The 22,858-nt window shown below is 72.9% G+C and carries 24 protein-coding genes and 1 tRNA gene; 14 read left to right on the top strand and 11 right to left on the bottom strand.

Annotated features, from left to right (window positions below):
* Positions 1–162 precede the first annotated feature (162 nt).
* The 8 genes from galU to ACRYR2_RS03065 all read left to right on the top strand — a co-directional run bounded on the left by galU (position 163) and on the right by ACRYR2_RS03065 (position 6,783).
* Positions 163–1,095, top strand: a complete 933-nt coding sequence (galU, locus tag ACRYR2_RS03100) for a UTP--glucose-1-phosphate uridylyltransferase GalU (RefSeq protein WP_432561350.1) — start codon at positions 163–165, stop codon at positions 1,093–1,095.
* Between the two features lie 34 nt (positions 1,096–1,129).
* The gene (gene glp / locus ACRYR2_RS03095) at positions 1,130–2,398 is read left to right on the top strand and encodes a molybdotransferase-like divisome protein Glp (RefSeq protein ID WP_432561349.1); all 1,269 of its coding nucleotides are present in this window, start codon (positions 1,130–1,132) and stop codon (positions 2,396–2,398) included.
* Between the two features lie 29 nt (positions 2,399–2,427).
* On the top strand, positions 2,428–2,871 hold the full coding sequence (gene moaC / locus ACRYR2_RS03090; RefSeq protein ID WP_432561381.1) for a cyclic pyranopterin monophosphate synthase MoaC: 444 nt from the start codon (positions 2,428–2,430) through the stop codon (positions 2,869–2,871).
* Positions 2,864–3,373 carry a MogA/MoaB family molybdenum cofactor biosynthesis protein gene (locus ACRYR2_RS03085; RefSeq protein WP_432561348.1) on the top strand — a complete coding sequence of 170 codons (510 nt, stop codon included), beginning with the start codon at positions 2,864–2,866 and terminating at the stop codon, positions 3,371–3,373. The genes moaC and ACRYR2_RS03085 overlap by 8 nt, the downstream gene beginning before the upstream one ends.
* Positions 3,370–3,990 carry a GNAT family N-acetyltransferase gene (locus ACRYR2_RS03080; protein ID WP_432561347.1) on the top strand — a complete coding sequence of 207 codons (621 nt, stop codon included), beginning with the start codon at positions 3,370–3,372 and terminating at the stop codon, positions 3,988–3,990. Before ACRYR2_RS03085 ends, ACRYR2_RS03080 begins: the two co-directional genes overlap by 4 nt.
* Positions 3,991–4,062: 72 nt before the next feature.
* Positions 4,063–4,824 carry a hypothetical protein gene (locus ACRYR2_RS03075; RefSeq protein WP_432561346.1) on the top strand — a complete coding sequence of 254 codons (762 nt, stop codon included), beginning with the start codon at positions 4,063–4,065 and terminating at the stop codon, positions 4,822–4,824.
* Positions 4,825–4,905: 81 nt separating this feature from the next.
* Positions 4,906–4,978, top strand: a tRNA-Ala gene (locus ACRYR2_RS03070).
* Between the two features lie 245 nt (positions 4,979–5,223).
* Complete coding sequence (locus ACRYR2_RS03065) at positions 5,224–6,783, top strand: sugar transferase (RefSeq protein WP_432561345.1); 1,560 nt, start codon at positions 5,224–5,226, stop codon at positions 6,781–6,783.
* Between the two features lie 19 nt (positions 6,784–6,802).
* Here the strand turns inward: ACRYR2_RS03065 and ACRYR2_RS03060 are convergent, their stop codons facing one another.
* The 4 genes from ACRYR2_RS03060 to ACRYR2_RS03045 all read right to left on the bottom strand — a co-directional run bounded on the left by ACRYR2_RS03060 (position 6,803) and on the right by ACRYR2_RS03045 (position 10,506).
* On the bottom strand, positions 6,803–8,011 hold the full coding sequence (locus ACRYR2_RS03060; RefSeq protein ID WP_432561344.1) for a right-handed parallel beta-helix repeat-containing protein: 1,209 nt from the start codon (positions 8,009–8,011) through the stop codon (positions 6,803–6,805).
* A 108-nt stretch (positions 8,012–8,119) separates the two neighbouring features.
* Complete coding sequence (locus ACRYR2_RS03055) at positions 8,120–8,638, bottom strand: acyltransferase (RefSeq protein WP_432561343.1); 519 nt, start codon at positions 8,636–8,638, stop codon at positions 8,120–8,122.
* Between the two features lie 24 nt (positions 8,639–8,662).
* Entirely contained in the window at positions 8,663–9,496 is an 834-nt protein-coding gene (locus ACRYR2_RS03050) for a glycosyltransferase (protein ID WP_432561342.1), read from the bottom strand.
* Between the two features lie 95 nt (positions 9,497–9,591).
* A complete protein-coding gene (locus tag ACRYR2_RS03045; protein WP_432561341.1) occupies positions 9,592–10,506 on the bottom strand; it encodes a right-handed parallel beta-helix repeat-containing protein in 915 nt (304 codons plus the stop codon).
* Positions 10,507–10,744: 238 nt separating this feature from the next.
* Between ACRYR2_RS03045 and ACRYR2_RS03040 the strand changes: the two genes are divergently transcribed.
* The 5 genes from ACRYR2_RS03040 to ACRYR2_RS03020 are packed head-to-tail and all read left to right on the top strand — an operon-like array spanning position 10,745 to position 16,531.
* Positions 10,745–11,587, top strand: coding sequence for a hypothetical protein (locus ACRYR2_RS03040; protein WP_432561340.1), 843 nt, complete (start codon positions 10,745–10,747; stop codon positions 11,585–11,587).
* Positions 11,588–11,594: 7 nt separating this feature from the next.
* Positions 11,595–12,992 (top strand): O-antigen ligase family protein, encoded by a 1,398-nt coding sequence (locus ACRYR2_RS03035; RefSeq protein WP_432561339.1) that lies wholly within the window; start codon positions 11,595–11,597, stop codon positions 12,990–12,992.
* The gene (locus ACRYR2_RS03030) at positions 12,985–13,992 is read left to right on the top strand and encodes a polysaccharide pyruvyl transferase family protein (RefSeq protein WP_432561338.1); all 1,008 of its coding nucleotides are present in this window, start codon (positions 12,985–12,987) and stop codon (positions 13,990–13,992) included. The genes ACRYR2_RS03035 and ACRYR2_RS03030 overlap by 8 nt, the downstream gene beginning before the upstream one ends.
* 33 nt (positions 13,993–14,025) lie before the next feature.
* Complete coding sequence (locus ACRYR2_RS03025; protein ID WP_432561337.1) at positions 14,026–15,594, top strand: lipopolysaccharide biosynthesis protein; 1,569 nt, start codon at positions 14,026–14,028, stop codon at positions 15,592–15,594.
* Positions 15,595–15,622: 28 nt separating this feature from the next.
* A complete protein-coding gene (locus tag ACRYR2_RS03020; RefSeq protein WP_432561336.1) occupies positions 15,623–16,531 on the top strand; it encodes a glycosyltransferase family 2 protein in 909 nt (302 codons plus the stop codon).
* Here the strand turns inward: ACRYR2_RS03020 and ACRYR2_RS03015 are convergent.
* From ACRYR2_RS03015 to ACRYR2_RS03005, 3 genes are read right to left on the bottom strand one after another with little or no spacing between them, the layout of a single operon-like run.
* Positions 16,513–17,634, bottom strand: coding sequence for a nucleotidyltransferase family protein (locus tag ACRYR2_RS03015; RefSeq protein ID WP_432561335.1), 1,122 nt, complete (start codon positions 17,632–17,634; stop codon positions 16,513–16,515). The genes ACRYR2_RS03020 and ACRYR2_RS03015 overlap by 19 nt on opposite strands.
* Positions 17,635–17,693: 59 nt before the next feature.
* Entirely contained in the window at positions 17,694–17,852 is a 159-nt protein-coding gene (locus ACRYR2_RS03010) for a lasso RiPP family leader peptide-containing protein (protein ID WP_432561334.1), read from the bottom strand.
* Between the two features lie 14 nt (positions 17,853–17,866).
* Positions 17,867–18,016 carry a hypothetical protein gene (locus tag ACRYR2_RS03005; RefSeq protein WP_432561333.1) on the bottom strand — a complete coding sequence of 50 codons (150 nt, stop codon included), beginning with the start codon at positions 18,014–18,016 and terminating at the stop codon, positions 17,867–17,869.
* A gap of 199 nt (positions 18,017–18,215) precedes the next feature.
* On the opposite strand from ACRYR2_RS03005, the gene ACRYR2_RS03000 reads away from it, so the two are divergent.
* Positions 18,216–19,112 (top strand): phosphoenolpyruvate carboxykinase (ATP), encoded by an 897-nt coding sequence (locus ACRYR2_RS03000; protein WP_432561332.1) that lies wholly within the window; start codon positions 18,216–18,218, stop codon positions 19,110–19,112.
* On the opposite strand, the gene ACRYR2_RS02995 is transcribed toward ACRYR2_RS03000, so the two are convergent.
* The 4 genes from ACRYR2_RS02995 to ACRYR2_RS02980 form a co-directional block, all read right to left on the bottom strand.
* Positions 19,054–20,232, bottom strand: coding sequence for an asparagine synthase-related protein (locus ACRYR2_RS02995; protein ID WP_432561331.1), 1,179 nt, complete (start codon positions 20,230–20,232; stop codon positions 19,054–19,056). The two genes, ACRYR2_RS03000 and ACRYR2_RS02995, sit on opposite strands and share 59 nt — an antisense overlap.
* Positions 20,229–20,627 (bottom strand): hypothetical protein, encoded by a 399-nt coding sequence (locus tag ACRYR2_RS02990; RefSeq protein WP_432561330.1) that lies wholly within the window; start codon positions 20,625–20,627, stop codon positions 20,229–20,231. Before ACRYR2_RS02990 ends, ACRYR2_RS02995 begins: the two co-directional genes overlap by 4 nt.
* A 19-nt stretch (positions 20,628–20,646) precedes the next feature.
* The gene (locus tag ACRYR2_RS02985; RefSeq protein WP_432561329.1) at positions 20,647–20,919 is read right to left on the bottom strand and encodes a PqqD family protein; all 273 of its coding nucleotides are present in this window, start codon (positions 20,917–20,919) and stop codon (positions 20,647–20,649) included.
* A gap of 99 nt (positions 20,920–21,018) precedes the next feature.
* Positions 21,019–22,857, bottom strand: coding sequence for an ABC transporter ATP-binding protein (locus tag ACRYR2_RS02980; RefSeq protein ID WP_432561328.1), 1,839 nt, complete (start codon positions 22,855–22,857; stop codon positions 21,019–21,021).
* Between the last annotated feature and the right edge of the window lies 1 nt (position 22,858).

Below are 22,858 nucleotides of genomic sequence, written 5' to 3'. Positions count from 1 at the left end.
ACTCCTGGGTCTGCCGGACACGCCAGGGGGTGGGTGTGAGCGTGGCCTGAGCACGAGTCTGCCTCCTGGACGGCGGGGAGGGAAGGGCACGGGAGCACCCTCCAACGGCCCAGCTGGGCCGCGAGCAGTGCTCGCGCGGGGACGGGCGGTAACCTCCGCGCCATGACTGCGAGCGACGAGCGTCCCGGCCGCACGGTCCGCAAGGCCGTGATTCCCGCCGCCGGACAGGGAACCCGCTTCCTGCCGGCCACCAAGGCCATGCCCAAGGAGATGCTGCCGGTGGTCGACACCCCGGCCATCCAGTACATCGTCGAAGAGGCGGTCCGCGCCGGTCTCACCGACGTCCTCATGATCACCGGCCGCAACAAGCGGTCCCTGGAGGACCACTTCGACCGCAACGTCGAACTCGAGGTGGGACTGGAGGCCAAGGGCGACCAGGCCAAGCTGGCCCGGGTGCAGGAGTCGACCGACCTGGCCCAGGTGCACTACGTCCGGCAGGGCGACCCGAAGGGCCTGGGCCACGCGGTGGCCGTGGCCGAGCAGCACGTCGGCGACGAGCCGTTCGTGGTGCTGCTGGGCGACGACATCGTCGACTCCCGCGACCCGCTGCTGGACACCATGATCAAGGTCCGTGAGGAGCACGGCGGCAGCGTCGTGGCGTTCATGGAGGTCCCCGAGGACCAGATCCACCTCTACGGCTGCGCCGTGGCCGAGCCGACCGGTGTGACCGACGTCGTGAAGGTCTCGGGCCTGGTCGAGAAGCCCAAGCGCGAGGAGGCCCCGAGCAACCTGGCCATCATCGGCCGGTACCTGCTCGACCCGGCCGTCTTCGACGTCCTGCGCGAGACCAAGCCCGGCAAGGGCGGCGAGATCCAGCTGACCGACGCGCTGCAGGTGCTGGCCCAGGGCGACGGGCCCGGCTACGGCGTGCACGGTGTCGTCTTCCGCGGCCGCCGCTACGACACCGGCGACAAGCTGGACTACATCAAGGCCGTCGTCCGGCTGGCCAGCGAGCGCGAGGACATCGGCGGGGAGCTGCGCACGTGGCTGGCCGACTACGTGAAGACCGACGGGGCGTCGGGCGCGGACAGCTGAGCGTGCCACCCTTCCGGGTGTGAGCCCTTCTGGTGTGAGTGAGGACCTGACCACGGTCGCGGCGCACCGGCGAGCCTGTCTGGACCTGGTGCGCCCGCTGCCGCCGCTGGACGTGGCGCTGCGCGACGCCCTGGGCTGCGTGCTGGCCGAGGACGTCGTCAGCCCGCGGCCGCTGCCCACCTTCGACAACTCCGCGATGGACGGGTACGCCGTCCGGCTGCGCGACGTCGAGGGGGCCGGTGAGGACACCCCGGTGGACCTGCCGGTCGTGACGGACATCGCCGCGGGTCGCACCGAGGAGCTGCGCCTGCCCGGCGGGGCCACGGCCCGGATCATGACTGGGGCCCCCGTGCCCGCCGGGACCGAGGCCGTCGTCCCGGTCGAGTGGACCGACCGCGGCGTCAAGCAGGTGAGCATCCGCAGGACGCCGTCGGCGGGCCAGCACATCCGTCGCGCCGGTGAGGACGTCGAGGCCGGGACGCTGGTGCTGGAGGCCGGCACCCGGCTCGAACCGCGGCACGTCGGCGTCCTGGCGGCGCTGGGCCGGGCCCGGGTGCGGGTCCGGCCCAGGCCCCGGGTCGTGGTGGTCTCCACCGGCACCGAGGTCGTGGAGCCGGGCACGGCCCTGGCCCGCGGCCAGCTGCACGACGCCAACGGCTACCTGCTGACCGCGGCCGTGGAGGAGGTCGGGGCGCTGGCCTACCGCGTCGGGGTCGTCTCCGACGACGCGCGGGAACTGGCCTCCGTCCTGGACGACCAGCTCGTGCGCGCCGACGTCGTCGTGACCTCCGGCGGGGTCAGCGAGGGTGCCTACGACACGGTCAAGGAGGTGCTGTCCGGCCCGGGACAGCACGCGGTCGTCTTCGACCGGATCGCCATGCAACCCGGCATGCCGCAGGGCTGCGGAACCCTCGGCGAGCACGCCGTCCCGGTGTTCACGCTGCCCGGCAACCCGGTCAGCTCCTTCGTCTCCTTCGAGGTGTTCGTGCGGCCGGCGCTGCGCCGCATGCTGGGCGCCGAGGGGCCGGACCCGGACCGGCCGCGGGTGCGCGCGCTCGCCGGGGCGCGCTGGACCTCACCGCCGGCCAAGGAGCAGTACGTCCGCGCGGCCTGGACCCGCGACGAGGAGGGCCGGCTGGTGGTCGAACCCGTCTCGGGGCACGGTTCGCACCTGGTGACGGGGCTGGCCCGGGCCACCTGCCTGGTGGTCGTGCCGGTGGGCACCTCGGTCGTCGAACCCGGCGACGAGGTGGAGTGCATGCTGCTGGGACCCCTGCCCGTGGAGGAACAGTGGAACGCCTGACCCACCTCGACGAGGCCGGTCACGCCCGCATGGTCGACGTGTCGGCCAAACCCGTCACCGTCCGCGAGGCGCGGGCCGAGGGGTACGTGCGCTGCTCGGCGGCGGTCCTCGACCTCATCGCCGAGGGCGGTCTGCCCAAGGGCGACGCGCTGGCCGTCGCGCGCATCGCCGGGCTGCAGGCGGCCAAACGCACCCCGGACCTGATCCCGCTGGCGCATCCTGTGGCGGTGCACGCCGTGGAGGTCGAGATCGAGCCCGTCGCCGACCCCGCCGACCCGCGGGTCCGCATCAGCGCCGCCGTGCGCACCGCCGACCGCACCGGCATCGAGATGGAGGCGCTGACGTGCGTCGTCGTCGCCGGGCTGACGTTCGTCGACATGGTCAAGGCCGTGGACAAGCGGACCGTCCTGGACGGGGTGCGGGTCACCGCCAAGAGCGGGGGACGGTCGGGGGACTGGAGCGTCGATGAGTGAACCCAGCGCCCTGGTGGTCACGGTGTCCAACCGTGCCTCGGCAGGGGTGTACCCCGACTCCTCCGGACCCGTGGTCGTGGACGGGTTGCGGGACCTGGGGTTCGCCGTGGACGGCCCGCTCGTGGTGCCCGACGGGGATCCGGTGGAGGAGGCGTTGCGTGACGCCGTCGCCGCGGGGTACGACGTCGTGGTGACCAACGGCGGCACCGGGCTGAGCCCGCTGGACCTGACGCCCGAACGGACCCGGCGCGTCCTGGACTACGAGGTTCCCGGTGTGCCGGAGGCGATCCGCGCCGCCGGGGCCGCCGCCGGCGTGCCGACCGCGGTGCTCTCGCGGGGGATCGCGGGCGTCGCGGACCGCACGTTCGTCGTCAACCTGCCCGGCTCCCCGGGAGGCGCCCGCGACGGGGTTGCCGTGCTGGCCGGTTTCCTGCGGCACGCCGTCGACCAGGTCCACGGCGGCGACCACGCGCGCCGGTCGGCGAGCCGGGGGCCGGCGTGACCCCCGGCTGGCCCGTCGAACTGAGCGAGGGCGCCGTCCGGCTGCGTCCGTTGCGGCGGCGCGACGCGGCCGTGTGGCGGCGGGTGCGCGCGGCCAACGCCTCGTGGTTGCGGCCGTGGGAGGCCACCTCGCCCGAGGGCAGCGGACCGGCGCCGAGTTTCCCGCAGATGGTCCGGGGTTTCTCCCGCGAGGCCCGTGCGGGGCGCATGCTGCCCTTCGTCGTCGAACTCGACGGCCAGCTCGTCGGGCAGATCACCGTGTCCGGCATCACCTGGGGCTCACTGCGTTCGGCGCACGTGGGGTACTGGATCGACCGGCGGGTCGCGGGCCGGGGAACCATCCCGGTGGCGCTGGCGCTCGTGGCCGACCACTGCTTCCGGGTGCTGCGGCTGCACCGCATCGAGGTGAACATCCGGCCGGAGAACGCGGCCTCGCTGCGGGTCGCGGAGAAGCTCGGGATGCGCGACGAGGGTCTGCGCTCGGCGTACCTGCACATCGACGGTTCCTGGCGCGACCACCGGACGTTCGCGCTGACGGCCGAGGAGGTTCCGGAGGGGTTGCTGGCCCGCTACCGCGCCTCGCTGCGGGCGGGTGGGACTGCACACCACGCCGACTGATCGCAACTCCAGCGCGCGACACGCGCCGATGGTGCGAGTTCTCGCGGGTGCGGCCCCCTAGCGTTGCGTTCCGTGCCCGCCAGCAGCCTCATCTTCCTCGTCATCATCGCCTTGACGGCTGCCCACCTCGTTCCGAACGCGATCCGGAAGCACCGCCGGACCGCTTCGGCGCGGCAGGCCGACCGGGATTCGGAGGCGATGCGCGTCGTCGTGCGCCGCAACTCCGCCCCCGTGGGGAACGCGCTGGCCGCGGCCGCGGTGAACGCGGCCGCTCTGGGGTCCTCGAGCCGCCCGGTGCTCGGAGCCGGTCCGAAGACGGTCTCGGCGGACACCCCCTCGCCGAAGGTGACGTTGAAGCCGCTGCGGTCCGGCACCTCCCGCGTGGTGGCCCGGCGTCGCCGGCTGCTGGCGACCGCGGCGGGCCTGACCGTGGTCGGCTGGGGCCTGGTCGCCGCGGGTGTGGCGCCGTGGTGGTCGGGTGTGGTGCCCACGCTCGGGCTGGCCCTCGTCCTCGGCGCGCTCAGCCGGCACGGTGCGGCGGCTCCGGCCCGGGTGGCGGCGCCCGCCGTGGCCTCGACCGTCGTGATCTCCGCGCAGCGCCCCGTCCGGCGGGCCGCGACGATCCCCGCCCCGCGCGTCGACCGTCCCGCCGCGGCGGTGCCCGAGCAGGGGTGGGAGCCGGTCGCGGTGCCGCTGCCGACCTACCTGCTCAAGGACAAGGCCCGCACGTGGGAGCTGCCGCCGCCGGCGGCCGAGCGCGTCGAGGTCGTCGAGGACGACGAGCCGACCCAGGTCATCGACCTGCGCGAGCACGCCCGCGTGGTCAACGGCTGACCCTGGTCGGACCAGCCCCCCGGGGCTGGTAACCTCTACTCCGTTGCCACGGCACGGGATCCCCGGGACGTGGAACGGCAAGGGGCTGTGGCGCAGCTGGTAGCGCACCTCGTTCGCAACGAGGGGGTCAGGGGTTCGAATCCCCTCAGCTCCACCCCGAGACGAAGGCCCCCGCTGGACGACCAGCGGGGGCCTTCGTCGTTCTGGGCCTTCGTCCACTCTGCGGCCGTGTGCGGACTGTGAGAACCTTGCGTCATACGGGTGAACCGCGGCTACGATGCGTCGCGAAAGCTCACTCTTCTGTCGCGTCCGGCTCACGTCCGGCGTCTGCCAGAGGAGTCACTGGGGGCCCACACCGTCGTGGGTGACGGACATGCGTGACCGACGGGGGAGAAGGCCATGGCAGCAGAAGACGTGCGGCTCCTGCCGGCACAACGCAGACGAGTCATCGACACCGACGTGGCCCCGCCCGGCGCAGCGCCCGTCGACGAGGCCTTCCTGCCGGTCGGCCGTCGTCCCCGGTCCGCACCGGTCCGTGGCCGGCTGGCCCGCTGGCAGCGCGAGTACGTGCGCACCATCGTGGTGGCCGACGCCGTCGCGGCCCTGCTGGGCGCCCTCGCGGGCTGGGCCGTGCGCTTCGGTGACGCCCCCCTGCACACCGGGACCGTCTCGGGCCTCTCGGTGGCCTGGACGATGGTTCTGCTACCTCCCGTGTGGGTGCTGGCGATGCTGCTCTTCCGCGCCTACGAACCCCGGTTCCTCGGCGTGGGCTCGGAGGAGTTCCAGAAGGTGCTCCTGGCGGGCACGACCGTCGTGGCGGCCGTCGGGACCGCCAGCTGGGCCTTCCAGCTGGACGTCGCCCGGGGGTTCGTCGTCGTGGCCCTGCCGGTCGCCGGGATCCTCACCGTCCTGGGCCGTCTGGCCGTCCGCCGCCTGCTGCACCGCCGGCGCGCCGCCGGGCAGTGCATGCAGTCGACGGTGGTCGCAGGTCACCCGCAGGCCGTGGCGGCGCTGGTCCGGCAGGTCCGCCGCAACACCGACCACGGTCTGCGCGTCGACGCCATCTGCACCCCCGACGGCCGCAGCACCGACGAGCTCGACGCGCTCGGCGTCCCCGTCCTGGGGGACCTGAACCGGATCGCCGCCGTGGCCGGCGAGCTGGACGCCGACGTGGTCGCCACCCTGACGTCCCCCGAGCTCGACGGCCCCGTCCTGCGGCGTCTGGGCTGGGAGCTGGAGGACACCCGGGCCGACCTCATCGTCGCGCCGGCCCTGACCGACGTCGTGGGGCCCCGTGTCGTCATCCGTCCCGTCTCGGGGCTCCCGCTGCTGCACGTCGACCGCCCCGAGCTGCGAGGCGTCCGGCACGTCGGCAAGGCGCTGTTCGACCGGGGGAGCGCGGCCCTGGGCCTGCTCCTGCTCAGCCCGCTGTTCCTCCTGCTGGCCGTCCTCATCAAACTGGACTCCCCGGGGCCGGTCTTCTTCCGCCAGACCCGAGTGGGCCGCGACGGCCGCGAGTTCCAGATGGTGAAGTTCCGCTCGATGGTCGTGGACGCCGAAAGGCTGCTCATCGACCTGCGCAGCAGGTCCGAGGGCAACGGGCTGCTGTTCAAGATGCGCCAGGACCCGCGGGTGACCCGGGTGGGGAGCTTCCTGCGCCGCTACTCCGTCGACGAGCTGCCGCAGCTGTTCAACGTGGTCGGCGGCAGCATGTCGCTGGTCGGCCCGCGGCCGCCCCTGCCGAAGGAGGTCGCCGAGTACGGCGACGACCTGCGGCGCAGGCTGCTGGTCAAGCCCGGGCTCACGGGGCTGTGGCAGGTCTCGGGGCGCTCGGACCTGGACCTGGAGGAGTCGACGCGGCTGGACCTGCAGTACGTGGAGAACTGGTCGCCGGCGTTCGACGTGATGATCCTGGCGAAGACCGCCCAGGCGGTGCTGGGCGGTCGCGGCGCCTACTGAGGCAGTGGGGCCGGCGGCCTCACCACCTGTCGGCGGTGATCTCCTTACCGGTCCAGCCCAAGGTGTTGCCCGACACGGTGATGTCCTTGCCGATCGGCATGATCATCGCTCCGTAGCGGCTGTTGTCGCTGAAGACGTTGCCCTTCAGCACCAGCCCGGAGATGTTGGCATCGCTGCGGATGTTCACCGTGTAGGAGCCGCCGCCGAGGAAGTTGTCCTCGATGCGCACGTTCTTCAGCGCCTTCGAGCCGGTCTCGGTGCCGATCATGATGGCCGCGTTCAGCGGGTCACCGCCGTTGGAGGGGTCCAGCGTGTTGTGCCGGACGACGACGTTGCTGGCCGAGGTGGTCTGCATCGCGTCGCTGTGCAGGCCGTCCTCGCGGGACATGTCGTGGATCCAGGAGTCCTCGATGGTGACGTTGGTGCCCCAGCGGGCGCCGTCGGCGGAGCCGTGCAGGTTCACCCGGCGCAGCGTGTAGTTGCCCCAGCCGATGCCGACGTCGGTGCCGGTGGCGTCGATCTCGCTGTCCTCGACGACGAAGTTCCTGACGCCGTCGGCGACGTTGACGGCCAGCTGCCGACCCTTGGCGTTGCAGACGATCTTGCTGTTCCGCACGGTCACGTCGCTGGCCTTCACTACCAGGCAGCCGTTGATGGTCACGCCGTCCAGGACGGTGCCCGGGGTGGTGATGGTCTGGTCGCCGGTCAGGACCTTCGTCGGGGTGAGGGCGCCGCGCAGCCCCGTGGTGAAGACGCCGGGACGGCCGTCGGTGTACGTCGCGCGGACGGAGCGGGTGGGTCGGCTCGACGTGGTGCCGCTGCCTGAACCGAGGGTGGAGGCCGGGTCGACCACGCGCACCGACTTCGCGACGCTGCTGGTGCTCTTGCCCTTGGTCAGCTTCGCCGTGACGCTGACCTTGCCGGCGAAGGCGGACAGGTCGGCGTGGGCGGTCGCGGCCCAGTCCCCGTCGGGCAGGAGCGTGGCGGTGCCGACCCCGCTGACGACCTTGCCGCCGACGGAGAAGACCACCGAGTCGAAGGCCTTCGGGGAGCGGACCGTGAGGGCCACGGAGCCAGCCGGGATCCGCGCGTTGTTCACCGAGGTGCCGTTGTAGGCGATCCAGGTCGAGGAGCTGGCCGCCTCCGCCGGCACGGCGGCCGACGCGATGACGGCGGCAGCGCCGAAGACGGCCAGGGCCGAACGCCAGGTGCGCCGGGTGGTGAGCACGGGAAGCCTCCGCGGGGGACGAGTCTCGAAGAACGCTGTTGTCCTTCAAGGCATCGGCCCACGGAGCAGGTGACCGCCATCCTCTCCCCGGGTGAGGCAGACGGGTTGCTAGACAGCGCTCCCCGTCACCGTCTGTGCACCCTGGCCGCCGACCGGGGCGGACTCGTCACAGGGCGTCGACGGATCGAGCGCCGGTTGCTCCTTCCGGAGCCGTCCGTACGGTCCCACGGTGATGCCGGTGCGGATGACCTTGGCCGGTGACCCCGCCACGATCGAGGCGGGAGGCACGTCCTTGGTCACCACGGCACCCGCGGCCACGATGGAGCCGTCCCCGATCGTGACGCCCGGGAGCAGGATGCTGCCGGCGCCGATGAAGCAGTTGCGGCCGATCCGGGTGTGCGCCTTCTTGGCCCGCGTCATGTCGTGGGCCAGGACGATCGCCTCGAGGGCGACGTAGCTGTGCGACCCGACGTGGATGCCGCGCGGGTGCGTCTTGTCGAAGCGGGCGGACAGGCTGAAGGTGGCTGTCGGGTGGATGTCCATGCCCCACAACCGGTTGTTCACCAAGCGCTTGGCGTCGACCAGGGCCTTGCGCAACCAGCGCAGGTCGTTCAGCGAGCGCGGCACGGGATCACCTCGGAGGTCATGAGCTCAGACGTCCGCCATCGAGCGGGACGTGGTGTCGCGGTCCCAGGCGACCGGGGACCCGGAGGCCAGGCGTCGGCGGGCGCGCAGCCGGGTCAGCAGCCCGACCGCCGCGTACACGGGCACGGCGGGCCACACGTCCGGCCGGCTCAACAGGCGCCGGACGGCGGACGCGGCCCCACCGCCGCCACCACTGCTCGGTGCGCCTTCGCCGAGCGCGGACGCGTGCTCGCCGACGCTGAAGCGGGCGCGGGTCTTGATGGCCAGCAGCGCCGCGAGGGTGCGTGGCGGGTGGACGGTGAAGTGCGTGCCCGGAACGCTGATGCGCTCGCCGGGCCGGAACAGGGCCCGGACGAAGGTGTCGTCGCCGGTGGCGTCGGGGAAGCGACCGAACCGGGAGCGACCCTGCTGGGACAGGACGTAGACGCCGGAGCCGATGAGGTCGTCGGTGACGTACGGCAGTGCGGTCCACACCCGGTAGTAGGCGCGCACCGGCCACGACGAGCGTGAGGTGTCCACGTGCAGCGCAGGTGCGGCGGCCAACGCCGGGCCGTTGCGCAGGACGTCGAGGACGCGGCGCAGGTCGTCCCCGTCGAGCGAGATGTCGGCGTCGAGGTAGGCCCGCGGGAAGGCCGTCGCGTGCTCGTCGCCGAGGTCGAGGGCGTTCGCCTTGCCGGCCGTGGCTGTCTCGACCACGCGCACACCGTGAGCCCGGGCGCGGGCCGCGGTGTCGTCGGAGCAGGCGTTGGCGACGACGACGACCTCGAGGTCTCCGCGGGCGACGTCCAGCCGCTGCAGACAACGGTCGATCACGACGCCCTCGTCGTGCGCTGGGATCACGACGCTTCCGTTCACGTGGGTGCCGAGAGCGCTGGTCACTGACGCACCGTAGCAGTCGAGGTACGCGCAGTGGCCCGGTTCATTCGTTCGGCGACTCAGGGTTCGACGGTCTCGACCCTCGTCGTCGTGCCCTGGGTCCGGTTGGAGTCCTCGACCTCCACCTTCCCCTCCGGCGCGATGACGGGGCCGTACCGGGCCGAGGTCCCGAAGCGGTTGTTGCGCAGCACGACCTCGGAGATACCGTCGTCGTCGCGCACGTTGATGGTGTAGTTGCCGCCGTCGAGGTAGTTGTCCTCGATCGTCACGTCCGTCAACTCGCCGCTGTCCGCTTCGGCGCCGAGCTGGACCGCGGCGTTGAGGACGTCCCCGGTCGAGGTGTCGGTCGGGACGAGAGTGTTGTGCCGCACCACGATCCCGCTGCCGCCGTTGGCCTGCAGGGCGTCGGAGTGGTAGTCGTCGTTGCGGACCATGTCGTGGATCCAGCTGTCCTCGACGGTCACGCCGCTGCCCAGCCGGGGCCCGTCGACGATGTTGTGCACGTTGACGCGGCGCAGCGTGTAGTTCCCCCAGCCGATGGCCACCTGGGCCGTGCCGCCACCGTCGATCTCGGAGTCCTCGACCACCAGGCCGGTCCGCGAACCCTCGACGACGATGGCGCGCTGCTTGTGCTCGCAGCGGACCCGGACGTTGCGGATGACCACGTCGTCGGCCTTGACGGAGATGCAGCCGTCGATGTCGAGGTTCTCGACGACCTGACCGTCCTCGGAGGCCGTGACGGACCCGGACTCCTGCAGTTCGGTGCCGAGCGGGACGCCGGTGTTGTGCGGGCCGGGGTACCCCTCGGGGATGCCGAGCGCGCGGGCCTGCTGCGTCAGCCTCTCGCGCTGGGCCGCGAAGGGGTCCTTCGGTTCGTCCGACCCTTCTGAGCAGGCGGTCACGACCAGGAGCGCCGCGGTGATCAGAATGGCGAACGGTCGCCGACGGGTTGGCGGGTGCGCGAGCACGGTCACCTCTCGATGGTCGTCCGGCGTGCTCGTCGTCGAGGACACCGCGGGCCGGGCGGTCGGGAGGCCAGCCGGGGCTGGCTGTTCCGCATCCTAGGCATGCCCCGATCGGCCCAGCAGCGCAGGTATTCGCTACGTACTGGTGACTGTGCAATGCTCTCCGCGTCCAGCGGGGTGAGCCGAGGGTGTGCCCGGGGGACACCCTCCACCGGATCGCGCCGCTCGAGAGACCGAGGAGACTGCAGTGACGATCGGATCGCTTGCCAGGGTGCTGCTGCACCGTTGGTACCTCACCATCGTGGTCGTGGCGCTGGTCGCCTGGTTCTCCCGGGCGGCCTGGACCGCGGCGCAGCCGCAGTACGAGACGTCGACGACCTTCCTGGTCACGCCGAGCGTCGCGCTGTCCACCCCGCTGCCGGAGAACGTGCCCGGCACCGAGCCGGGGAGCCGCAACCCGTTCTCGCTCTCCGGTGGGGCCACCACCCTCGCGGCCACCGTCTCCACGGCGCTGAACACCGACACCGTCCAGGCCGGCTTCATGGCCTCCTTCCCGGAGGCCCAGTTCTCCGCAGCGGAGGCCACCGGGTCGTCGGGCAACCGCACCTACTTCACGGTGACCACGGCCACGGCGAGCCCGGAGGAGGGCAGCGCCGTGATCGCCGCGGCCCTGCAGGCAGCGGCCCAGCAGCTGCTCGACGTCCAGCGCGCGGTCCAGGCGCCGGACAACGGCCTGTTCGTCATCATCCAGTCGACTCCGATCGACGGACCGGTGCGGACCTACCCCGACCGGGCGCGCGCCGTCGGGACGGTCGCTCTGGGCGGCCTGGCCGCCGGAGTGGTCCTCATCGTCCTGGTCGACGCGATCATCGCGGCTGCCGGGCGATCGATCGGCCGTCGTCGCGAGGCCACGGCGCAGTCGACGTCGACCGGATCGGCCCCGGACGGCAGCGAGGCGAGCACCCACGACGCGCTGGGCACCCCCGGGCAGCGCGACGTCGACGTCCGCGGGCCGGAGCCGACCTCCTCTCACGGCCGGGTGACCCGCCACCCCCGCGAGCACGCCGGTTCCGCCGCGCGCCGACCGTGAGGATCGCGTGAGCCTCGTCAGCTCGATCGCGCGGACCGTCGCGGACCCCACCCGGAACACCGCACGGCGCCGGCGGCCGGTCCCCGTCGCCTGGCTGCCCATCGCCGTCGTCGTCTGCACGTTCCTGGTCCCGGGGAACTTCGTCGTCCCCGGGCCGCTGAACTCCAACGGCTCGCCGGGCCGCCTGTTCTCCCTGGTCTGCCTCGGGCTCGCCGTGCTCACGGTGATCACCGCGGCGCGCCGGCGCAGCGACGACGAGGATCCGCAGTGGTCGCTGGTCGGCGGGACGCTCGTGCTCTACCTGGCCGCGGCCACCTGGAGCTACGGCGTGGCCGTGATGCACCCGCTCGACGCCTCCGAGACGGCCGGGGCGCTGCGCTCCCTGGTCGGCGCGTTCGGCATCACAGGAGTCGGGGTCTACACCTGGCTGGTGCTGCGCGAGCGCCGGGACGTCGGCCGGATCCTGGGCTGGATCGTCGGCATGGCTGCGGTATCGGTCGTCGTGGCCGCGCTCTCGTGGCTGGGCGTCGTGAACTGGGCCTCCCTGATCCGGTCGACGCCGCTGGTCGAGAACACCCCCACCCTGCGGAACGTGACCCGGCTGGACTTCCTGCGAGCCCGGGGGACGGGGGAGCACCCCATCGAGTTCTCCCTGGCCACCACCGCGGCGCTGCCGCTGGCGATGCACCTGGCGCGCTACGCCTCGACCGTGGGCCGGCGACGGCTGGCCGTCCTCGCCTCGGTGGTGCTGGTGGCCGGCGTTCCCCTCGCGGTGTCGCGCAGCGCGATCCTCGGCCTGGCCATCGCTGTCGTCGTCGGCGTCTCGATCTGGCCGCTGGCGCAGAAGTTCGCCGCCCTCGTCGTCGGGTTCCTGGGGCTGCTCGCGATGTTCGCCTTCGTGCCCACGCTGACCGAGTCGCTCACCGCCATCTTCCGCGATGCGGCTGAGGACAACAGCGTGACCGGCCGCCTGTCCGATTACGCTCTCGTCGAGCAGATGTTCCGGCAGAACCCGGTACTGGGCCTGGGCGCAGGCGTCTACCGGCCGGAGACCGGCGGCGTGTTCCTGGACAACACCTGGCTCGGAACGCTCATCGGTGGGGGTGCCGTCGGCGTGGTGGTGTTCGCCCTGCTGTTCCTCGTAGCCGCCGGGGTCGCCTGGGACCGCAGCGTCCTGGCCGCCGACGCCGCCGACCGGAGCCTGAACCGAGCACTGCTCGCGGTGCTCGGCGTGGTGCTCATGGGGACCTTCACCAGCGACCTGACCTCGTTCCCGCAACCCACCGTCCTGTTGATGATCACCCTCGGCCTGCTCGCGTCCCGAGCGGGCCGCACCGCGCCCGGCGGTGAACTCCGTCCCACCCGACTCGACAGCGAAACAGCACCTGGAGCGACGCGTGCCTGACACGAGCCCGGACACCCTGCCGACCGGTTCGCCGGTGGTCGAGAGCCTGCGGGCCCGGCTGCTGACCGACCTCGGTCGGATCCTGCCTCGGGGTCACCGGTCCTGGACCGCGCTGGACTTCCCCATGCACTTCAACTGCGGTGACTCGGCTCTGCACCTCGGACTGGAGGCCGCTGCCAGGTCGGCCGCGGTGCCGGTCGAGCGCATCCTCGACCGTCGCTCCTACGACGCGGCGTTGCTGTCCCGCGATTCGCTGCCGCTGTCGATGGCTGGCGGCACGTGGGGCGGGCTGTACCCGACGCACCACGAGCACCGGCTGAAGTTCCTGCGCGACACCAAGGGCCGGCCGGCCGTCCAGCTGCCGCAGTCCATCGAGCACGTCGACGAGCACCACCGCGAGGAACTGCGCCGGGCCGTGGGTGAACACGGATCCTTCATCTTCCTCGTCCGTGACCAGCGCAGCTTCGAGATCGCCCAGCGCGACTACGACTGCGAGGTGCACCTGGTCCCCGACCTGGCGTTCGCGCTCGGACCGCTCCGCAGGAACCCTGCAGTCGAACCTCTCGTCGTCCAAGCCCGTACCGACAAGGAAGCCGGCGGGGTGGAGGGCTTCCCGTCGACCTTCGACTGGGTGCAGGCGCCGCCCCGCTCCCGCTCAGCCCTGGGTCTGAAGGTGGCCGCGAGGTTGAACCGGTTGCAGCGCCGTGCTCCGGGGCGGGCCACCGCGGCCGCAGCTAGGGAGTCCATGCGCTTCCTCGCGAGGGCGAACCTGGACCGAGCCACGGCGTTGCTCTCCCGCGGGGAGCGTGTCGTCACCGACCGACTGCACGGGCACGTCATCTCCACCCTCCTGGGCATCCCGCACGTCGTCGTGAACGACAAGTTCGGGAAGGTGCGGGCACTGCACGAGACCTGGCTGGCGCAGGATCCGACGAGCGCTTTCGCCGCGACGTGGACGGAGGTGCCGGATGCGCTGGCTCAGCTGTCGACGCGTCCCTGAGCCGCCCGCGACAGGGCGCCGGGGAGCGGGGCGGTGACCCCGAAGTCGTTGCGGCAGCGCGCCGCTGCGGGAGTCATCTGGAGCGCGGTGCAGATGTGGCTCGTGCGAGCCACGACCGCCGGCGCCTTCATCATCATCAGCCGTCAGCTGCAACCGGCCGAGTTCGGCCTCGTGGCCCTGGCCATGTCCGTGATCGCGGTGCTTCAACTGCTGTCCGACAGCGGCATGGCGACGTACCTCATCCGGACGCAGGACCTGACGGAGCGGCACCGGAGCACCGCGTTCTGGACGACGACGGCGCTCGCCGTTCTGCTCGCCGGGGTGCTCGCCGCGCTCGCAGGTCCGCTCGCGCACCTGTTCGGCGAACCGGACCTGGCGCCGGTGCTGCGCTGGCTGAGCCTCGTCCTGGTCCTCACCGGCCTGGGCAGCGTCCCGACGGCTCTCATGCGCCGGGACATGCGGTTCAAGTCGCTCGCGGTGCGCGGCACCATCGCCACCCTGGTGGGCTCGGTCGTCGCCATCGTGCTGGCCCTGGCGGGGGCCGGGGTCTGGGCGCTGGTGGCCCAGAGCCTGGTCCGCGGGCTGGTCAACGTCGCCATCACCTGGTCGGTGGTCCGGTGGTTCCCCCGGTTCGTGCTGGACCGTCGGGAAGCGCGCACCATGCTGGGTTTCGGGAGCAAGCTGCTCGGCGTCGACCTCCTGCTGCAGACGCGCAACCGCAGTGAGGAGTTCATCCTCGCCGGCATGGGGTCCTCGGCCCTGCTGGGTCTGTGGTCGGTGGCCAACCGGCTGGTCAAGATCCTGCAGGAGACCGGCAGTTCGGTGGTCAGCACCGTCGCCACGCCCGCCTTCGCCAAGCTGCAGGACGACCGGCCGCGACTTTTCCGGGCCTACGAGTCGGCGCTCTACACCGCCGGGCTGGTGATGTTCCCGGCCATGCTCTTCCTGGCCGTCACCAGCCCCGTCCTCGTCCCCTTCCTGCTCGGGGACCAGTGGGCCCAGACCGCGGACGTCGCGCAGATCGTGGCCGTCACCGCCGCCCTGGGCGTCTTCAGCCAGTTCGACCGGGCCGTCTTCGTGGCGGTGGGGAAGCTGCGTCCCGAGGTCGTCATGGTCACCGGGATCGTCGTCGTCCACATTGCGATCGTGTTGTTGCTCGTCCCGCACGGCCTGCTGTGGGTCGCCACCGGGCTCCTGCTCCGGACGCTGGTGTCGGTTCCGATCAGGCAACTGGTGATCCAGCGCACCGTCGGCATTCCCGTGACCAGCACCGTCAAGGCGTTGAGGGTGCTCGCGGCGGCGGTCGTGATGGCGGTCGTGGTGTGGGGCGTCGACACGCTCCTGCTGCACTCCCTCGCCGACTGGGCGCGCCTGCTGTTGTCCGCGGTGCTCGCCGGGACCGTCTACCTGCTGGCTCTGGTCGTGCTGGCGCGGCCGGTGTTCCGGCGCGTCCTCGGCGACGTGCGCTCGCTGCGCCGGCGCCGGGGGCCGGCGGCGGACGTCACCGACGTCACCCAGGTCGCCTCCGGCCCGGCCTCGGCCGGGGGAGCGACCAGCGAGGTCCTGGACGTCACCAGCGACGCCGGAGGGAAGCGCGCGTGAACTGCGACGGAGAGGTGGGGCGGACCCGATGAGCACGGACCCGGTGAGCACGGACCCGGTGAGCACGGAGGCGAGGCCCGAGGTCTCGGTCGTCGTCCCCTGCTTCAACGTCGTGGGTGTGGTGGAGCAGCAGCTCGCCGCCCTGGCGGCTCAGGACTTCGAGGGCACCTTCGAGGTCGTCCTGTCCGACAACGGCAGCAGCGACGGGCTGGCCGACCACGTCGAGGCGTGGGCGCAGGAGTACGGACTGGACCTGCGGCGGGTCGACGCCGCCGGCGTGCAGGGCGTCAGCCACGCCCGCAACGTCGGTCTGCGCGAGGCCCGCGCTGACCTGGTCGCCATCTGCGACGCCGACGACCTCGTCGTCCCCCAGTGGTTGCGCTCGCTCGTCGAGGCGACCAAGGAGGCCGACCTCGTCGGGGGGACCATGGACGTGATCACCCCCAACGACGCCGTGCGCCGGACCTGGCGTCCGGGGCCGACGCCCGGTGTCCTGCAGACCCGCTTCGGGTTCCTGCCGTTCGCGATGGGGTGCAACCTGGCCGTCCGGCGGGATGTCGCCCTGGCGGTCGGCGGGTGGGACGAGTCCTACGTGGCCGGCGGCGACGATGTGGACTTCAGCTGGCGCGTGCAGCTGGCCGGCTACAGCATCGGCCTGGCCGCCGAGGCGGTGGTGCAGTACCGCTACCGCTCGGACCTGTGGGGCACCGCCCGGCAGTTCCGCGACTACGCCCGCAACGAGGCCCGGTTGCTCGCCCAGTACCGCCGGCACGGGGCGACGCCTCCGGCGGGGGTCTCGGTCAACGACGCCAAGTGGCTCCTGCGGCACGTGCACCACCTGGTCCAGGGCCCGGGGCGACGCGGGCGCTGGGTGTGCCGCGCCGCGCGGTTGTACGGGCGTGAGCAGGGCCGTCGGCTCTACTCGGCCGCCGCCTGAACCCGGCCGGCAGGTCCCGCCGCTCCTGCCGCCCCGGTCTGGTCGGCCACGTAGTCCAGGTACCCGGCGCGGTCGTCGCCCGTGGTCGGATCCGGCGCGGCCGCGGCGGGGCGCCGGGAGCCGCGGGCCAGTGAAGCCCGGGCGAACTCCGCCGCACTGGCCGCGGTCGTGCGCCCGGTGCTCGTGAACAGGATGGCGCCGTTGCGGCGCGCGCCTGCGAGCCGTTCCGGCGGGCGTGTCGCCGTGACGACCGTCTGCGCGGCCAGCCACGGTGAGGGGCCGGCCAGGGAGCGCAGCACGGGGCCCGGCACGGGCGCGTCCAAGGTCTGCCGGGCACGGGCCAGCGTCATCGCCACCGGCAGCGAGGTGGCCGCCGAGCGGGTGCGCTCCACGAGCTCGCTCCAGCCGGCGTCGTCGGTCAGACCGGCGGCCAGCCGCAGGTCGTAGCTCCACAGCAGCCGCCACGCCCCGGACAGGCAGGCGTGCAGCGCGAGGTGGTGCAGCTGGTCGACCGGGTCCAGGGTCGGGACCCGGGTGCCGAGCAGCTCGACCTGACGGGCCCGGTCCAGCAGGGTGTCGACCTCGAGGGTGAACCGCTGCCGCCGCGCGGGCCGGTTCACCAGGTGCCAGTGCAGGTCGAGGAAGGTCCCGTGCGGGAGCGCGACCGCGATCTCGCCGGCGCGCGCGGCGCGGATGCCGGCCCAGTCGGGGTCCATGGCCCGTGCCCCGACGGCCTCCAGGGCGCGCAGGGCGTCGCCGAAGGCGGCGGGGGAGACCAGGACGTCGAGGTCGTGGAACTCGCGCGGGGCCCCGCCGTGGACCGTCGCGGCGACGGCCGGGCCCTTCAGGACCGCCCACGGCAGGCCGTCGAGAGCTCGCGCGACCGTGCGCAGGTCGAGCTGGACGGGCAGCTGGCGGGCGGCCTGCGCCAGCGTCGCGGGGCGGGTCGCGGCCCGCAGGTGCGCCACCGCGCCGGCGTCCGGGGCCGTACGCAGCAGGTGGTCGAGGCTGGGTCCGATCCGGTGCAGCCGCAGGACGTCGGCCAAGGCGTCGACTTCGACGCCCCCGGGAGGGCCCGGCCGGCCGCGCAGCCGTGAGCGCACGAAGGTCCCCGCCGCACGGAGGGCGCGACGGGGACCTTCAGCAGAGCTGTTCAGGACGCTCAGAGCGCGACGTCGTTGCACTCGCAGGAGACGGTGTACAGGCCGCTCCCGTTGAGGAAGTCGCCGTCGCTGCGCTGCCCGAACTGCTTGGGCGCCAGCGTGAGGTCCGCCAGGGAGCCCAGCGTGGTCATGGTCGGGGCTTCGTACGCCTTGTTCACAGGAGGTGCCTTCCTCAGGAGACGGTGTAGAGCGGGGTCAGGCTGTTGTCGTCCTCGCAGAAGAAGTCACCGTCGCTCTTGAGCCCGAACTTCTTGTTGCGGAGCGTGAGTTCGGCGAGGGAACCGAGAGTGGTCAGGCGCGGAGCGACGTAGTGCTCGGCCATGAGTGCCTCCTGAGGCGTACGCGATCACAAGGACGTGCTGACTAGCGGTGCGGCGGTGCGGCGGTGCGCCGAGCTGTGACGTTCGGTGCTTGTGAGATTACTGCAGAGTCACCCGTTTCGCGTACTGTCCGTGAAGATCGACTTACCACCAGTCAGATGGGGCCTGCGGTCGAAGCGGCGACCTGGTTCCCTTCTCCTTGTGACCCCCGCCGCGACCGTCCCCCCCGTCGCCTACGGCCTCGCCCTGCCCGACCTCACCGGAGCCCGCAGGCTCCTGCGCACGGCAGGCGGCCACGAGACGACGTGGCGCATCGAGCGGATCGTCGCTCCCGCCGACGACGAGGTCCCGACGGCTGCCGACCGGGCTCGCGCCGTGCTGCCGATGACCAGGGGCCGGGTGGACATCGACCGTGCCCGGGCCACCACGACGTTCCGCGCGGTGAGCCCACCGGCCGACGACGAGGTCGTTCACCCCTACCTCGCGGCCACGGCGGCCACCGTCGCCTGGTGGCGGGGGCAGGTGGCGCTGCACGCCGGGGCGGTCCTCGTCGACGGCCGGGTGTGGGCCGTCCTGGGGGAACGCGGAGCCGGCAAGAGCACGGCGATGTACTCGCTCGTGCGGGCCGGGTTGCCCCTGGTCACCGACGACGTCCTCGTCCTGGACGGTTCGCGGGTGCTGCCGGGACCCCGGTGCATCGACTTGCGCCGCCCCACCGCCGAGCACTACGGGGTGGGGCAGGACATCGGGGTGGTGGGGCGACGGCAACGCTTCCGCGTCGAGGTCGACGACCAGCTGGACGCCGGGGCGGAGCTGGAACTGGCCGGGCTGGTGCACCTGGCGTGGGGCGAGCAGACCGGTGTGGACGACGTCCCGTTGCCCGCCCGGTGGCCGGCCCTGGTGGAGGCCCTGGCCCTCAAGCTGCCGCCGGCCGACCAGAACGCGGTGCTCGCTCTGCTGACGCTGCCGACCTACCGGTTCCGCCGCCCACGCCGGTTCGAGGAGGTCGACCGGGCCGCGCACGTGCTCGCCGCAACCCTCAGCGCCCGAGGGGTGCAGGGCCTTCCTGGGCCAGCCACGCCTGCTGCAGCAGGGTGATCGAGTGCAGGTCCGGATCCGGTCCGGACCACTGCGCACGCAGCGCCTCGGGGTCCACGAGGTCGGTGTCGACGCCGACGCCGGTCCACCGGCGGGCGAATCGCGCCCCGGCTCCGGCCCAGAACGCGCCGTTGAACCCGGCCTTGGTCTCACGGGTGAACACCTCCCGCGGCAGCAGGTCCCCGAAGGAGCGCAGCAGTTCCCCGGCTCGGCCCCGCGGCCCGGCCGGTCCCCACGCCGCCGCGGCGGCCCGCAGCACCTCGGGAGTCGCGAACGGGTGCACCACGACCGCGTCGTGGGCCGCGGCCATCCGCTCCTTGGCCAGCCGCGGGACGTGCAGGATGCGCCCGGTCCACATCCACGACCGGGCGGCGACGTCCCAGCGCAGCGGCTCGGTGGCCGAGTCCTGCGCCAGTTCCCGGCGCAACCGGGCCAACGCGGCCGGCCGGACCCACCCGAACTCCAGCGGGAGCCGGTGTGCGACCCGACGGGCCCGCACGCCCCGGGGGGCCAGCGCCGAGAACAGCAGGTGCGGCAGCGCCCGTGGTCGCAGCGGGGCCCGTCGGGCCAGCACCCGCACGACGGGGTAGCGCGAGACCTGGGAGAACAGTTCGTCGCCGCCGATGCCGGTCAGCACCGATCCGCCGTGCGCGGCGGCGAAGACCGGTTCGTGCAGGTGGCCGTTGAAGGGCGGCAGGACGCCGTCGCGCAGCAGCACCGTGCGCGCGTGCGGGCCGAGGACGTCGAGTTCGTCGGTCCAGCGCGGCCGTTCCCACTCGCTCAACCCGAGGTGGCCGACGACGAGTTCCTGCCAGTCGTCCTCGTGCGAGTCCGGGACGCCGGGGAACCGGTGGGAGTAGGGGACCGGGTCGGGCAGCCCCTCCCGCCGGGCCACGGCCGTCGCCACCGCCAGCACCGTCGAGGAGTCCCGTCCACCGGAGAAGCTGACGACGCAGGGCGGTCGCCGCAGGGCCGGCAGCACCGCGCGCTCGACGGCCCCGCGCAGCGTCGACGACGCACCGCGGTCCAGGGCGGCGACCCCGGGCTGGCGGCCGAAGGGCATGCCCCACACCGACTCCAGCGCCGTCAGCCGGTCCGCGGGAACGGTGGGACCGGTCACCGCAGCGCCGGGACGCGGGTCAGTTCGCAGTACGTCGCGCTCTCGTCCTCGTCGTGACCGTCGAGCCAGGCGTGCGCGGCGAAACCCTGCGCCACCGAGGCCGCGACGACGACCTCGCGGGGTTCGCCGTGCGCCAGCAGCCACGCCTGGACGACCAGGCACCGCTGCAGGCAGGTCGCCTCGCGCCGGCGCAGCACCGCCTCCACGGCCTCCAGCCCGGCGGCGGGCAGGGCCGGGGGTGGCAGCACACGCGTGCGCAGCCCGTCGGCGGGCAGCGTCCGGCGGACGTCACGCAGCGACCGCTCGGCCCACACCGCGGCGCTCAGCCCGCCGTGGCGCACGATCCGGAGGCGGCGAAGGGTCCGGCGCAGGATTCGACGCAGGATGCGGGGCAAGGTTCGGTGCAGGGGCACCTCAGGCCGTCCGCAGCAGCGGCGCGCAGGAGGAGAGGAAGGCTTCCAGGTCGGCTGCGGCCCGGTCGGCGGGAACGTCGTAGGTGCTGGTCAGCCGCTCCAGCAGAGCTTGGCGCGTCGTGCCCTCGACCAGCAGCGGCCACAACGCCACTCCCGCGCCGGAGACCGCGTGGTACGTCGAGGTCGTCGTGTCGAGCACCACGATCTGGTCGTCCACCTCGTTCCAGGCCAGTTCGTCCGTACGCACGGCAACCCGCTCCTCCACCTCGTTCACGAGCACAGAGTAGGTGGACCGCAACGCTCCGGCGCTGCTGTCGTTCAACGTTGACGGAGCGTGACCCTGAGGTGCGCGGCGGAGCCCGTCTGCTGACCCTCAGTCACGGGGTGAGGCGACGTGCCGTCCCGTCCCGCGGGACGGCGTCACCGGTTCGTCGAGGTAGGCCTGCGCCTGCAGCGTGTACAGCTCGGCGTACAGCCCGCCCCGCGCCAGCAGCTCCTCGTGCGTCCCGGTGTCGTCGACCAGTCCCTCACGCAGCACGACGATCCGGTCGGCCTCGCGGACGCTGGAGAACCGGTGCGAGACCAGGACGACCGTGCGCCCGGCCATCAGCTCGCGGATGCCGGCGAACAGCTCGGCCTCCGCCCGCGCGTCCAGCGCCGCGGTCGGCTCGTCCAGGATCACCAGCTCGGCGCCCCGGTAGAACGCCCGCGCCAGCGCCACCCGTTGCCACTGCCCCAGCGACAGATCGACGCCGCCCGCCCGCTCGGCGCTCAACGGGGTGTCGTAGCCGGCGGGCAGCTTGCGCAGCAGCTCGTCCGCCCCGGCCTGGACGGCGGCGGCCACGACGCCGGCCGTCTCGTCCGGCCGGCCCGGCCGGCCCACGGCGATGTTCTCCGCGGCGCTGAACTGCCACTGCACGAAGTCCTGGAAGACGACGGCCACGTGGTCGCGCACCGAGGCCGGGTCGAGCTCGGTGACGTCGGTCCCGTTCCAGCGCAGGGTCCCCGCCTCCGGGCGCAGCAATCCGGCCAGCAGCTTCGACAACGTCGTCTTGCCCGACCCGTTCTCCCCGACCAGGGCCACGACCTCGCCGCGGCGGACGTCCAGGGAGACCCCCCGCAGAGCGGGCCGCCCTCCCTGCGGGTAGGAGAAGACCACGTCTTCGACCTGCAGCTCCTTGAAGTCCTCGGCGACCGCGCCCGAGGTCTCCCGGCCCCGAGCGCCCTGCGTCAGGAACCCCTGCAGATCGTCCAGGAACAACCCGGCCTCCAGCACCGTGCCGACTCCCGATGCCAAAGCCGCCAGCCGGGACGCCAGCAGCGGTGCGGCGGCCCCGGCGGCACCCGCGTCGGCCAGCGACATCCGCCCGCCGTCGACCAGCCACAGCAGGATCGCCACCGTCGCCACGACGCTCGTCGCCGTGAGCACCTGCGACAGCAGCGACAGGCGCATCCGCCGGCCGACGTGCCGCGTCAGGTCCTGCTGGTACCTCTCGAGCAGCTCCTCGTACCGGGTCCCCAGGTGCTCGGCCAGCCCGTAGGCGCGGACCTCCTTGGCCTCCCGCCGCCCCGTCAGCGCCGAGCGCAGGTAGGTGCGGACCCGGTACGCACTGGACTGGGCGACGGCGAAGTCGAACTCCAGCCGCCCGCCCCGCCGCGAGACCAGGAACACCGGAACCCCCGCCAGCACCAGGACCGGCAGCAGCAGCGGCTGGATGCTCCACAACGCCAGGACCAGGCCGACCGACCCGACCAGCCCGCCGAGGATCCCCACCAGCCCCTGCGCCACCCCGACCGGCCGGGACACCGCGTTCGTCGAAACCCGTTGCAGCCGGTCGTAGAACTCCGGGTCGTCGAACCGTTCCAGCCCCACCCGGGTCGTGGTGTCCAGGACCCGGCGCCACACGGCGCGCTGCACCGCCTCCGACAGCAGCCGCATGCGCTGACCGCGGACGGCTCCGGCGAAGCCGGCCACCACGCTGACCGCGGCCAGCGCCAGCAGCGGTCCCGCGGCGGCCGACACCAGGTCGCCGTCCCCGCCCCCGCTGCCGCCGCCCAGGACACGCGTCAGGGCCTCACGACCCACCAACACCTGCACCGCCAGCAGTGCCGAGCCCAGCAGCTGGACGCCGAACACCAGCACCAGGTCCCGGCGGCGCGCGCTCCAGCACAACCGCAGCGCCTCCACGACGAGCGTGGGCAGCGACCGCAAC

Origin of the sequence: Kineococcus deserti, assembly GCF_050871945.1 — a bacterium.
Classification (GTDB): domain Bacteria; phylum Actinomycetota; class Actinomycetes; order Actinomycetales; family Kineococcaceae; genus Kineococcus.
The sequence above is the reverse complement of the archived record's forward strand: the minus strand, read 5'-3'. Positions and strand labels throughout refer to the sequence as shown.